This is a genomic window from Streptomyces sp. NPDC006743, from assembly GCF_040703815.1.
GTDB lineage: Bacteria > Actinomycetota > Actinomycetes > Streptomycetales > Streptomycetaceae > Streptomyces.
Genome location: NZ_JBEYJA010000098.1, coordinates 1 through 12,286, shown reverse-complemented (window position 1 = coordinate 12,286; position 12,286 = coordinate 1). Strand labels below are relative to the sequence as shown.

General features: G+C 72.5%; 9 protein-coding genes and 2 pseudogenes. 7 read left to right on the top strand and 4 right to left on the bottom strand.

Features of this window, described 5'->3' with window-relative positions; all coding sequences use genetic code 11:
- Positions 1 to 100: 100 nt before the first annotated feature.
- A pseudogene (locus ABZ719_RS36255) lies at positions 101 to 619 on the top strand (ATP-binding protein); the annotation flags it as partial.
- 29 nt (positions 620 to 648) lie between these two features.
- Here ABZ719_RS36255 and ABZ719_RS36250 read toward each other — a convergent pair.
- A complete protein-coding gene (locus ABZ719_RS36250; RefSeq protein ID WP_366729431.1) occupies positions 649 to 1,440 on the bottom strand; it encodes a hypothetical protein in 792 nt (263 codons plus the stop codon).
- 196 nt (positions 1,441 to 1,636) lie between these two features.
- Positions 1,637 to 1,843, bottom strand: a pseudogene (locus ABZ719_RS36245) (two-component sensor histidine kinase); the annotation flags it as partial.
- A gap of 98 nt (positions 1,844 to 1,941) precedes the next feature.
- On the opposite strand from ABZ719_RS36245, the gene ABZ719_RS36240 reads away from it, so the two are divergent.
- Complete coding sequence (locus tag ABZ719_RS36240) at positions 1,942 to 2,181, top strand: hypothetical protein (RefSeq protein ID WP_037853543.1); 240 nt, start codon at positions 1,942 to 1,944, stop codon at positions 2,179 to 2,181.
- Positions 2,182 to 2,761: 580 nt separating this feature from the next.
- Here ABZ719_RS36240 and ABZ719_RS36235 read toward each other — a convergent pair.
- Entirely contained in the window at positions 2,762 to 3,433 is a 672-nt protein-coding gene (locus ABZ719_RS36235) for a hypothetical protein (RefSeq protein WP_366729430.1), read from the bottom strand.
- Between the two features lie 239 nt (positions 3,434 to 3,672).
- The gene (locus tag ABZ719_RS36230; protein ID WP_366729429.1) at positions 3,673 to 4,854 is read right to left on the bottom strand and encodes a serine hydrolase domain-containing protein; all 1,182 of its coding nucleotides are present in this window, start codon (positions 4,852 to 4,854) and stop codon (positions 3,673 to 3,675) included.
- A 122-nt stretch (positions 4,855 to 4,976) separates the two neighbouring features.
- Between ABZ719_RS36230 and ABZ719_RS36225 the strand changes: the two genes are divergently transcribed.
- The 5 genes from ABZ719_RS36225 (at position 4,977) to ABZ719_RS36205 (ending at position 12,238) form a co-directional block, all read left to right on the top strand.
- Positions 4,977 to 5,801 carry an ANTAR domain-containing protein gene (locus ABZ719_RS36225; RefSeq protein WP_366729428.1) on the top strand — a complete coding sequence of 275 codons (825 nt, stop codon included), beginning with the start codon at positions 4,977 to 4,979 and terminating at the stop codon, positions 5,799 to 5,801.
- Between the two features lie 492 nt (positions 5,802 to 6,293).
- The gene (locus ABZ719_RS36220; RefSeq protein WP_366729427.1) at positions 6,294 to 9,395 is read left to right on the top strand and encodes an FG-GAP-like repeat-containing protein; all 3,102 of its coding nucleotides are present in this window, start codon (positions 6,294 to 6,296) and stop codon (positions 9,393 to 9,395) included.
- 618 nt (positions 9,396 to 10,013) lie between these two features.
- Positions 10,014 to 10,808: an SDR family oxidoreductase gene (locus tag ABZ719_RS36215; RefSeq protein ID WP_366729426.1), complete on the top strand. Its 795-nt coding sequence runs from the start codon at positions 10,014 to 10,016 to the stop codon at positions 10,806 to 10,808.
- Positions 10,809 to 11,261: 453 nt separating this feature from the next.
- Positions 11,262 to 11,561, top strand: coding sequence for a hypothetical protein (locus tag ABZ719_RS36210; RefSeq protein ID WP_366729425.1), 300 nt, complete (start codon positions 11,262 to 11,264; stop codon positions 11,559 to 11,561).
- A complete protein-coding gene (locus ABZ719_RS36205) occupies positions 11,558 to 12,238 on the top strand; it encodes a bifunctional DNA primase/polymerase (RefSeq protein ID WP_366729424.1) in 681 nt (226 codons plus the stop codon). Before ABZ719_RS36210 ends, ABZ719_RS36205 begins: the two co-directional genes overlap by 4 nt.
- The last annotated feature ends 48 nt before the right edge of the window (positions 12,239 to 12,286 follow it).

Sequence of the window (12,286 nt, the reverse complement as noted above, 5' to 3'; positions counted from 1 at the left end):
ATGCATCCGCCGACCACGTCTTATTAAACCCCCTAATTTAAATTCTTCCCCTCCCCGACCATCTCCGTACCGCCGGATGCGCGTACATAACCCCGGCAACCACGAGGTCATCGCGGATGCCGCCCAGTCCATGCGCACCATCTGCGACACCCTCCTCGACGACGCCCGCGGCGGCGCACTCACCGCCCCGGGCAGCGCCGAGATCCTGCCCACGCTGCGGCGCCTCACCGAAGTCGCCGACGCGCCGAGCCACGTGACGGTGACCGCCGACGGTCCGCCTCTGGAGGCCGGAGTCCCCCGCGCCCTCCTCGAACGCATCGTCAGCCCGCTGCTGGACAACGCCTGCCGCTACGCCCGCCGCGAGGTCGCCGTCCGCGCCTACCGCGCGCCCGGCGGCGTACGCGTCGACGTCGTCGACGACGGGCCCGGTGTACCGCCCCCGTTCGCCGGACAGCTCTTCCAGCCGGGTCGGCGCGCGGATCCCGGTGACGGACACGGCGGCGCGGGCCTGGGACTGCCGCTGGCGCGACGCCTGGCCCGCTCCGCCGGCGGCGAGGTGGCATACGACCCCGGGCACACCCCCGGGGCACGGTTCGTGGTCAGCCTGCCCGCCGGGTGACGGCGGCCGCACCCGGCGCCACCGGCATGTCACGGCGTGACATCGCGCTGGACGTCCTTTCGCGAGACGGCCAGGTAGCCGACGAAGCCGAGGATGGCCACCGTCCAGTACAGCGTGACCGGCCCCAGGCCCAGGCCGAGTCCGCCCCTGCCATGGCGGACGGCCATCCAGTCGGCGACCGAGGCGCCGAGCGGGCGGGTGATGACGTACGCGGCCCAGAACGCGGTCACCGCGTTCAGGCTCCCCCATCGGTGCGCGACGGCCGGAACGGCGATCGCGGCGGCGTACAGGACGGCGGAGCCCAGGTAGCCGAGGCCGATCGTGGCGGTGAGGTCGCCCGCCGCGGTGCCCAGCGCGAACGTGGCCAGCACGGCGGCCCAGTAGAAGGTCTCCCGGCGCCGGGTGCGGACGCTGTGGATGGACAGGGTGCGCTCGACGCGGTGCCAGAGGGCGAAGACGGCGGCCAGCGCGGCCATGAAGAACGGGGTCGAGAGCGCGTACGGCACTCCGAGGCCGACGTGCAGGACGTCGGCGGCCATCGTGCCGAACACGCTGACCATGACGATCGCCGTCCAGTAGACCCAGGGCACGTACCGGCGGACGGCGAACTGCACCGCCAGAGCGGCCACCAGGGCCATGCCGCCGAGGCCGACGGCGGGGATCGGGCCGAGCAGGTGGGCCAGGAAGTCCGACGCCGTCTCACCCATCCCCGTGGTGAGCACCTTGATGATCCAGAAGTAGACGGTCACCTCCGGCACCTTGCTCGCCGCGTGACGGATGTGGCCCGCGGGCCGGTCGTGAGTGAGGTGATCAGTCGACATGGCAGGCACCATGACATGGGGCCCGGCCCTCGTCCCAGACCCCTTTGCCAGAGTTTTGGCGCTTCCGGTACGGAAGTTGCCCGAGGCGCGGCCGGACCTGAACGGGACCTGAACACACTGGCCGATGCACTGGTCAGCAGCGTGCGGCCGGTGGTAGAGGAGGCGTCGCCGCACCGGCCCGGTGCGTGGCGCACGGGTCGGAGACCGCGACGAGGTCCTGGTGGCGGGCGACCACGGTGCGGGCGCCGAGCCCGTCCGAGACCTTCGCCGCGAACCGGGACGACGAATCGTGGTCCGGGGGCGCGTCGAGGTCGGGGGCGACCGTGGTGATCCGCTCCCGGAGGCAGTCCACCGCGGTGTCCTGGGTGCGCCGCGTGACGGCGGTGCGGGCGTCCCGGCCGGCTGTTCATGGGCCGCGCGCCGCTCTCCCCCGCGTCACCGCGTGCAGGTGAGCGCGTGGCACGGCGTAGGCTGACGCCAGATCATTGGGGAGGAGACGCCATGGCGTTGAAGAAGATCGAACACGCTGCTCCGAAGAAGCAGTTCATGACACTCGACGAACTCGCCGCCTTCGTGCAGGACGCGATGCGCTCCGGCGCCACCGGCCAAGAGGTCGTCGCCGCCGTCGTCTCCTTCGGCGGCAAGCTGCAGAAGGTCAGCGCCGAGGTCGAGTTGCGTCCGATGGGCGTCGAGCAGCGCTCCGTCGACTTCGGGAAGCCGCCGGCCTGGCCCGGCCGGTAACCCCCGCGACGACCACCCGGACCCCGTCACAGGAGCGTGGCCCCACCGGACCAGGGCGAGCAGGGCCACGTCGCCGAGCCGGTACCGCAGCCAGTGCCCGAAGGTGGAGCTGGTGGGCATGGTCCAGGCGCCGAGCTGGATCCACTGCCGCAGCAGGTCACCGGGCTCGGACAGCCGCCCTCCGCCGTCGAACGCGGTCTGCAGGTGTCCGGCGACCCGGTCGTTGGAGAGCACGACGAGGGCGACGGCGACCACGGTGGTGCCCACGGTCGCGGCGAGCCGTGCGGTGGCCGTGGTCGGCACGGCCGGGCGCGGTTCCGGCGTCGTCTCGCGCCGCAGGAGGGCCATGAGGCCTGTGGTCGCCGCTGCGGCCACGAGGGCGGCGCCCACCGGGAGTTCACGGCCCTGGGACATGGCGCCCGCAGCGGCAGCGCGCCGCAGGGGAAGAGCAGGACGAGCGCGGCGTAGCGCACCCGCATGGCGGTCTGCCTCAAAGCCGCGTAGTCCGCGCCGTGACCGGCCTTGTCCGCCTTCGAGCCGGACTTTCCCGAGTGGGGGTTTCGGCGGTGACAGGCTCGGGTCAGGGAGCCGAGCTGGTCGCGACGGGATAGCCGATCGCGGCGGCCGCGCCGGCCAGATCCGCCAACGACGCCGTGTCGTTCAGGGCGGTGACCACGTCCTGGGTCAGTGGGCGAAGGGCATATATGTGGCGCACGGCGTGGATGTCGACGGGGATCTCGTAGTAGTCCTCGGCGAACTCCTGGAAAGCCTCCGGGGAGGGGTCGACCAGCAGCTGGAACAGCCAACCCGAGCCCTCAGGGTCGGCGTTGTCCTCGGGGAAGTCGATTTCTCCTGCCTCCCAGCGCCCATCTCCCGCCTCGCGCCACATGCAGACCGTCACGACGGGCATGCCGTCGTCCGTGAAGGCCGGCTCTTCGACACAGCTCCGGAACACCTCGGGGACCGAGTCCACCACGCCCGGCCAGGGCGCGCCGTCGGCATTCGGACTCATCGCGGACTCGTGGTCGAAGCCTCGGACGTACGCCCCCGCCGGAGAGAAGACGACGTCGAACTCGTCCCCCGAGCCGTTGCGCATGGAGGCGAACTCCTCCGCCTCGGACCAGGCCCGGCTGAACGAGTAGCAGCGCGTGCCGTCAGGGTTCAGCACGGTCTCCAGCATGGCCATCGCACGGCACCGGTCCCGCAGCGTCGGGATGTCTGGAAGCGCCTCGGCGACGTCGTGAACAGTCATGCGGCCCATCCAAGCGCACACCACTGACAACACAGCGCGGCCGGCCCGGTGAAGGTGCCTCTGCCCCATGCCGAGACGAGGGGACCGTGGTGGAGTCCGGACGCGGGTCGCACCGCCGAAGTCGCGCCGGCTCTGTTCCTGTGCGGGGGGTTGGAGGACGTCCACCGGCATGGTGTGCGGCGGTCGGCTCCGGCGGCGGACCGGGGCGCGCCGTGCGGGTGCGGTGTCGCGACCGACGTTCAGCGTGGCCGGCCGTCGTCGTGGACGTCGGAAGAGCGGCGGGCGGAGCACAGTGCACGATCGACGAGGGCTGTGACGTCCTGGATCTGCCGCGTGGCGCTGCTCTCCTCCCCCGGCCGGCTGTGCAAGGAGACCGTGACGGCGGCCCTGCCGTCCGCGGTCGTGGCGGGCCACACCAGGTATCCGAATCCGTCGCCGCTGTGCCCCCAGTATCCGCCGCCGCAGGACAGCGGCGTCCAATCCAGGCCGAGCCCGTCGCGGGTGCCTCGTGGGAAGCCGCGGCCGGCGGGGACTTCGACCGTGCGCTGCATCTCGGCGAGCTGGGCGGGGGCCAGGATCCTGCCTCGCAGCAGTGCCGTGAAGAACCTGTCGACGTCCGCGGCCGTACTGATCATCGATCCGTCGGCGTCGGCGTCGAAGGGCAGGTAGGCGACGGTGGTGTCGGTCAGGGCGCCACCCGGCTCGAACTGCTGGTAGTTGCGGGCGTGAGGGCGGGGCAGGAACGGCCGGTTGCCGGGTGTGAGAGTGCGGGTGAGCCGCAGTGGCCGAAGAATCCTGGCCTGGACCTCGTGCTCCCACGAACGGTCCGTCACCGCCTTGACGACCATCCCCAGGAGAACGTAGTTGGTGTTGGAGTACTCCCAGCCCGCACCGGGTGCGAAGGACGGCGGGTGCCGCATCGCGAGGGCCACCCGCTGCCGGGAGGTGTAGGTGTTCCAGCGGTTCTCCCGATACCCCGCCGCGCTCAGATCGGGAACGACGTCACCGATGTAGTCGGGCAACCCGCTGGTGTGCTGCAGCAGCTGCCGCACGGTCACCCGGCGTCCGTCATTGCCGTGACCGCGGACCAGGCCGGGCAGCCACGTGTCCACCGTGTCGTCCAGCGACAGGCGGCCTTCGCCGACGAGCTGGAGCACTACGGTCGCGACGAACGTCTTCGTGGTGCTGCCGATCCGCACATAGCCGTCCGCGGCCACGGGCTCGCCGGTGCGGAGGTCACCGACCCCGCTGCTCACGGTCCGCGTTCCGCGGGGCGTCTCCAGCCTCACCGACACACCTGTGACGCCGTCGTCGCGCAGGGCGTCGGCGTCCCGCTGCAGCCGGGACGGGTGAGCGGGAGCCGCCGCTCCGGATCCTGCCGTGGAGAGTGACGCCAGGAGGGTGGCAGCGAGCACGGTCACTGCCCGACGACTGATCCGACTCCGCTTGATCGACATGAGACAACGCTAGGAACGGGGCGTGGGGCGAACCATCCGGCCGGCCAGAAGGTCGGAGGTCGGGTTCTCCTCAGTGTGCCGCCCCGTTGACCGATTCATCACCCACGCCCTGGACCGCGGGGGCCGACGACGAGCAGGCGGAACAGCGGGCGGTCGAGGAGCGGAACCGGTCTCTGGCCCGTGCCGGTGTGGCCCGTGCCGAAGACCTCCTCGTCCACCGCTACCGGCTCGCCTCCCGCGGCGAGGCCTTCGACCTGCTGCGCCGTACCTCACAGCGGTTCAACATCAAGGTGCACCTTCTCGCCGAGTCGGCCGTCCGTCTGCCCGCTCCGCAGGCCGGCGCGGACCGCTGGGTGCCCCGCCGGCCGCAGGCAGCCGCGCCCCCGCCGGCCGCGCTGCACGCGCCCACGGAGCAGCCGGCCGGTCACAGCGCCGTGCTGAGGGCGGCGCTGGACCGCCCCCTGCGCATCACCGGTGCCGAGATGGGCAATGTGCAGACGGTGGAGAACGGCATGCTGCGCATGGAGAAGCACACCGGCCTGAACCGGCGCTTCACCGACTACTTCACCTTCGTCGAGGACTCCACCACCTCGTGTGCGCAAGCCGCCGCGGAGAACCGGCAGGTCACCGTCAAGGACGTGGCCGCGTCCGACGCCTTCGACGAGGGCTCCCGCCGGGCGATCCTGCAGACCGGCAGCCGCGCCTGCCACAGCGTCCCCCTGCCCGGCCCGGCGGGCACCGTGGTGGGCATGATCTCCTCCCACCACGACCAGCCCCTGCACGGCCTCTCCCCCGTGCAGCTGGCGGCGCTCGACGAGCTGGGCGGCCAGGTCGGCCGCTGGCTCGTCTGGCACCGCAACACCGTCGTGCTCGCCGCGCTCAACCACCCGCACACCACGGCCACCGTCTGACCGACCGCAGGTGCCGGGACTCGGATGAGGGGCGCCCCGGCCGCCGGCCGCAGAGACAAGGCCGGCACGCCCACCCCGGAAAGGCACGGTGACCGGCTGGCTCTGCCTGTGCCGCCCGTCGTACTGGGGTACCAGCCCGCCACCGCGCTCGGCGAACAACCGCGTCACCACCGCGGCCATCCGCTGCCTGGTCCGTTCCGGCTTTCCAGAGCCGGGCGTGGACCGTCCCCGGCCGCCGCCCTCGGGGCACGGCGCCGCGGGCGACGCCGGACCGGTTCGGGAGGGCCGCCGGAGCCCGCTCGCGACTGACACACCTTCAATACACTGCCTGCCCCCCAACGGCGCTTGAGGCCACTGGGCTTGCTGTTATATTCATGCAGCTGTGCACGGGGGGCGGCCGGGGGGCCGGGAACTTTCTGCAGTCGTCGACGCATGACTGATCGGCGTCGCCATCCCGTCGCGCCTTTTCCTTGAGAGGCCCAGGAGGCGACAATGCCCCGTCGTACCACCGCCCGTGGCGTCGTCGCCGCGCTGGCCGTCCTGACCGTGACGGCGGGTTCCGGCTCGCTCGCCGTCGGCGCCGACGCCGAGAACGCCCAGAACGCCGTGGGAAGCAGCGCCTTCACGGCGGAGAAGGTCTTCCAGGCCGACCGCTACATCCCGCGCGCGGACCGGATCCACAGCGCGGGGGCCACCGGCTATCTGCATGTGCAGGAAGGCCGTTCCGGCTACCTGTGGACGTCGTACGCCACCGGCGCGACGACCGAGCTGGGCACCCTGCCCCCGTCCGTGATCCCCGCCTACCTGGGGGCGTCCTCCGACATCGTGGCCGTCCCCGACTCGTCCGGCCGGACGGTCGCCCTCAAGGACATGTCCACGGGCACCGCCACCGAGGTCTCCCTCACCCACGGCGGGTACTGGAGCACCTACGGCGGACATGTGCTGAGCCAGGCCCGCACCGAAGACGGCGGCCGCGTGCTGTGGCTGTACGGCGACGGCGCGCCTGCCGAGGGCACCCTCGTCGAGGGCTGGCCGACCGGGATCAAGTCGAACTTCCAGGTGCTGGGCGGAGACAGCGGCACCGTCGTCATCAGCTACGGGCTGGCGAACGGGGAGCGGCACCTGGCCCTGGTGGACCTGGCCGCCGCGAAGGTCACCGGTGACGTCACCGTGCCCGTCGCCCCGACGTCCGTCGCGCTGAGCGCGGACCGGCTGGTCTGGTTCCTGACCGGGTACGGACCGGGCGGTACGGCGGCACACGTCCTGGACCGCGCCGACCTGTCCGCCGCCGAGACCACGGTGCCGCTGCCCGGAACCGAGGGCACCCCCTCCGTGGGCATCGCCGGGCGCTGGCTGGTGGTGGCCCGCTCCGTGCCGTCCCAGCCGTCCGACCTGGTCGACAAGCGGGGTGAGGCACTCATGGCCGTCCCCCTCGCCGGCGGCGAGGCGGTCACCCTGCTCCGGCACGCGAACGACTCCCTGGTCACGGCGCCGGACGGCACTCTGCTGGCCGTCGGCGGCGCCGACGCGGGGCACTGGGCGGTGCGCAGGATCACCGACCCGGGGACGGGGACGGGCGCCCCGACGGTGACCGAGGTGACCGCCGTCCCGGCGGTGGCGGCGCGGATCGACCGGCTGTCGCTGCAGAACGGCACGCTGGCCACCGACGAGGCCGACAGCAGTTTCCTGGGCTCCTACGTCACCCGCCGGATCGCCGCCGACGGCACGCCGGGCGCACCGACGTGGCGGTCCTGGAACTTCGGCCGCGGGACCGGCCCGTACACGACCGGGGACGGGCAGGTGGTGACGTTCACCGCCGACTCCGACCCCGACGGCAGCGGATCGTACGTCCAGTCCCTCGACGGCAACGCCGCTTTCTACCTGCCCTCGGCCGCCGGATCGGTCCTCGACATCACCGGCCGTTACGCCCTCGTCAACGGCTCCTCCCCGGCCAGGCAGTACGTGGGCGACCTCGGCGTCTACTCCGACCTGAAGCCCATCGTCACCCGCTCCGTCACGGCCGCCTCCGTCTGGGGCACCAGACTGTGGACGCCGGGCTCCGGCGCCGGTGTGCTCACCGCGAAGGACCTGAAGACCGGCAAGACCGTCGACACCGTCGCGACCCACGCCCCGTGCACCCCCAAGGAGCTGCAGGCGGTGGGCCGTTGGATCTACTGGTCGTGCGGCACGGCCGCCACGGCCGGCGTCTGGGACCGTACGGCGAAGAAGAACATCCCCGTCCCGGCCGGCCAGGCACTGCTCGGCGACGGCTACCTCGTGCGGCACGACACCTCGACCGGGTCCCTCCTGCTCACCTCCTTCGCAGGCGGTGCCACCACCACCCGTGAGATCGCCGACCGCGCCGCGGCCGGCTCCGGTGGGCGCGGGGTGACCTGGACCGTGGACAAGTTCGGCGGGCCCGCGGCCTACGTGGACGCCGGCCACCGCATCCACCTGGTACCCAGCGGCGTCGCCACCCAGCCGCTGAGCGTGATCGAGTCCGAGGTGAGCGACCACTTCTCGCAGAGCGGCCCGGCCACCGGCCCGTGGTGGCAGTGGCGCGGACTGCTCTCCAAGCCCGCCGCCTCCTGGAAAGCCACGCTGACCAGCAAGGTCACCGGCGCCACGGTCCGTATGCTCTCCGGCGGCGCGGTGGCCGGCAACCTGACGGCACGCTGGGACGAGCGCGACGCCAAGGGCGCGCTCGTCCCCAACGGGACGTACACCTTCCGGCTGACGGCCACCCCGGCCGACGGCTCGGGACCGGCGACGACGGTGACGCAGATGGTGCGGGTCTTCGCCGGGGCCGCCGTACGCCACGACTTCACCGACTTCGCCTCCGGGGAACCGGACGGGGCGGGCGACCTCGTCACCCTCACCTCGTCCGGTGAGGTCAGCTACCGGCCGGGCGACGGGAGGGGCGGCCTCGGCCAGGCCCTCCGGGCCCCGGGCTGGCCGTCCTCCGTGACGCTGGTCCCGTTCGGCGACCTCAACGGCGACCGCCGCAACGACATCCTCGTCCGGTTCGGCAACGGCGAACTGCGGGTGTACCGCACGTTCCTCGGGCAGTCCTTCGTGACGGACACCCCGCACACCACCCTGGGCAAGGGCTGGAACCAGTACGACGTGCTGACCTCGCCCGGGGACCTCACGGGCGACGGGCGTGCGGACCTGATCGCGCGCAAGGCGTCGACGGGCGAGCTGTTCCTCTACAAGGGCACGAGCACGGGCAAGCTGTCCGCGCGGGTCCGGCTCGCGCCGAACTGGTCGGGCTACAAGAAGATCGTGGGCGCCGGCGACCTGACCGGCGATGGCCGCGGTGACCTCCTGGTCCAGGACCGCTCCAACACGCTGTGGCGCTACGACGGCACCGGCACCGGCGTCTTCAAGGCCCGCGTGAAGGTGGCCACCGGCTGGGGCGCGTCGTACAACGTCGTCGTCGGCGTCGGTGACCTCACCGGCGACGGCAAGGCGGACATCGTCTCCCGCGACACCTCCGGCACCTTGTGGCGCAACAACGGCAACGGCAAGGGATCGTTCGGCGCCCGCGCGAAGATCGGCACCGGCTGGCAGACGTACAAGGGCCTGTTCTGATCCCGCCAGGACACCACCTGCGACCCCGGCCGGCATCCTCCGGCCGGGGTCGTCGTGTCCGGGGCACGGCGGGCGGAGGAACGGAGGGCGCGGCGGACGGAGGAACGGAGGGCGCGGCGGACGGAGGAACGGAGGGCGGGACGGGCGCGGCGGACGGGAGGAACGGACAGCGCGGCGCAGGCGCGGGCATCGGGCTGCCGACCGCGCCGCTCGCGCCTGAGCGGGACGCTCACGTGCTGGTCACCGGGCATTGCGCGGAACGGCTGCGTGCCGCGGCGAAGGACACCGACGCGCACAGCACCGCGGCCTCGACGTGCCCCGTGCCCCGGGTGGCCGGAGCGGCTCTTCGGCCATCGGGACGGACGGTGATTTCCGCTGCCGTCCCGACCCGCTTCCCAAGACCGTCCGGCTGCCCGGACGCGGTCGGCACGACGTCGGCAAGATGCTCGCCACGCCCTGAGCCGACCGCACACCCGAAAAGGTGACCAGGCCCCGGTCGCGTGGCCGTCCCCCTCGGAGTCCCAGGAGTACCTCGCGTGTCCACCTCGGACGGGCCGGGTACCGGAGATGCCGGGAACCGCCGCGAAAACTCCACCAGCCCGACGAGGGGAACCCGTCATGCAGATCGATCTCTCCGGCCGTACCGCTCTGGTCACCGGCTCCACCCAGGGCATCGGCCAGGCCATCGCCACCGGCCTGGCCCGGGCGGGAGCCCGCGTCGCCGTCAACGGACGCGGCGAGGAGCGCGTCGCCGAGGCCGTCCGCGCGGTACGTGCCGACTCCGGCAGCGACGACGTCACCGGCGCCGTGGGCGACCTGGCGACGCGGCAGGGCGCCGCCGCCGTACTGGAGGCCGTGCCGACGGCCGACATCCTCGTCAACAACCTCGGCATCTTCGGCGCCGCCCCGCCACTGGAGATCGACGACGACGAGTGGCGGCGCTACTTCGAGGTCAACGTGCTCTCCGCCGTCCGGCTCATCCGCGCCTATCTGCCCGGTATGAAGGAGCGCGGCTGGGGCCGCGTCCTCAACCTCGCCAGCGACTCGGCCGTGGCCATCCCCGCCGAGATGATCCACTACGGCATGACGAAGACCTCGCTGCTCGCCGTCAGCCGCGGGTTCGCCAAGGACGCCGCCGGGACCGGTGTCACCGTCAACTCCGTCATCGCCGGACCGACCCACACCGGCGGCGTCGAGTCGTTCGTCCGCGAACTCGTCGGCGACGCGCTGCCCTGGGATCAGGCGCAGCACGAGTTCATGGTCAAGTACCGTCCGCAGTCCCTGCTGCAACGCCTCATCGAGCCCGAGGAGATCGCCCACCTGGTCGTCTACCTCGCCTCCCCCTACGCCTCCGCCACCACCGGGGGCGCCGTACGCGTCGACGGCGGCTACGTCGACTCGATCCTTCCCTGAGAGCTGCGAACAAAAGGGGCGCCCGGCCCGCCCCGGCCGGGAGCCCCGCCGAGCGGCGCCCGTCAGGCCCCCCGCTGAGGCGCTCGCGGCCGGGCGGACGGGGAGAAGGGGGGGTGCGGAGTCCGCGCGGGCGCGGGGGGCCTGGACGGTCTCCTGCGCCCCGGCCAGGGCTTCGGCGAGCAGGTCCTCGGCTTCCACGGGCGTGCACCGCCGCTCCCGGACCACCGCCCATTGATCTCCGTACGGATCGCGCGCCGGTTCTCGATGCGTTAGAGTTCGGCCTGCGGTCTTATGACCGTGGGCCCGGCTCGTGGCCCGGTGCGTCCGGCCCAGACCGGACGTGCACACCAAAGGTGCTCCGCGCCGAGCCATCACCACCACTTCACTTCGCTGGCCTCGCTCTTCAGCGGCCGGTGAGTCTGGGATCGCCACAGCCGCAGGAACGAGCTCGAGATGCCGCGCGACCACGCACGCAAGAACGCCCTCGCCTACCTCAAGGGCCGCTACGGCGTGAAACACACTGACGCCATCGCGCTCCTGGAGTCCGAGGACCGCGAGACCCTGTGCTTCCTCCTCGCCGTCCATCCGAACGTCACCACGTACCGGGAGGCCGTCGACGTCATGGCAGCGAACCGCCGCAGCCACTACGAGGAGTACGACCCCACCCCGTGCCCGGAGTGCGGCAGTGAGGACGGCGGCCCCTACGGCACCTGTGTCTGCTACTACGACGATGCCGAGGACGAGGCCTCGTGACCCCTGTGGCCGGCATGGCCGCCGCCGCACGGGCGATGGACCGGGGTCTGGCCCTGTTCCCCCTTCCCGCCGGCGGCAGAGTCCCGGCACCCGGGTGGCAGCAGCGCACCACCCTGGACCGGGCCGAACTCCCTCACCTGCTCGCCGACGGCGGGAACGTGGGCGTCGGCTGCCGCGCCTCACGAGTCGTCGCCCTGGACCTGGACGACCCGTCCGGCAGCATGAAGGACTGGCCGGCCACCTTCACCGTCTCCACGCCTCGCGGCGGACTGCACATGTACTTCCGGGTGCCGGCCGACTGCACCATCGGCAGCTTCTCCGGACCGCAGTCGCCGCTCGGCCCACGGATCGACGTCCGAGGCCCCGGCCGCCGCAGCGGCGGGTACCTGGTCGGGCCCGGCTCCGTCGTGGGCGGCCTGCCCTACCTGGTCGTACGCGACGCGCCGGTGGCCCCGCTGCCCGACCGGCTCACCGGGCGTCTTGGGAGACGGTGGCAGGAGGCGGCTCCCCCAACCTGCCACATCCTGGAGGCGGTTGCGGAGCAGAGACCCCGTGGGCGCAGTGCGGTGTCCGGAGAAGCACTGCCGCGTCCGCCCGGCATCACCGCGGGCCCCGCCGTCCTGGACCGGCTGCGCGAACTCGTCAGGGGACGCGACACACCTCACCGGGCGGGCTGACACTCACGGTCCGGCTTCCCCCGCGCGGGGGAAGCCGGATGATCCGTG

Coding starts and splice junctions, on each gene's coding strand:
- ABZ719_RS36250 (WP_366729431.1), bottom strand. CDS start 1,440: ATGTCGACTGATCACCTCACTCACGACCGGCCCGCGGGCCACATCCGT.
- ABZ719_RS36240 (WP_037853543.1), top strand. CDS start 1,942: ATGGCGTTGAAGAAGATCGAACACGCTGCTCCGAAGAAGCAGTTCATG.
- ABZ719_RS36235 (WP_366729430.1), bottom strand. CDS start 3,433: ATGACTGTTCACGACGTCGCCGAGGCGCTTCCAGACATCCCGACGCTG.
- ABZ719_RS36220 (WP_366729427.1), top strand. CDS start 6,294: ATGCCCCGTCGTACCACCGCCCGTGGCGTCGTCGCCGCGCTGGCCGTC.
- ABZ719_RS36215 (WP_366729426.1), top strand. CDS start 10,014: ATGCAGATCGATCTCTCCGGCCGTACCGCTCTGGTCACCGGCTCCACC.
- ABZ719_RS36210 (WP_366729425.1), top strand. CDS start 11,262: ATGCCGCGCGACCACGCACGCAAGAACGCCCTCGCCTACCTCAAGGGC.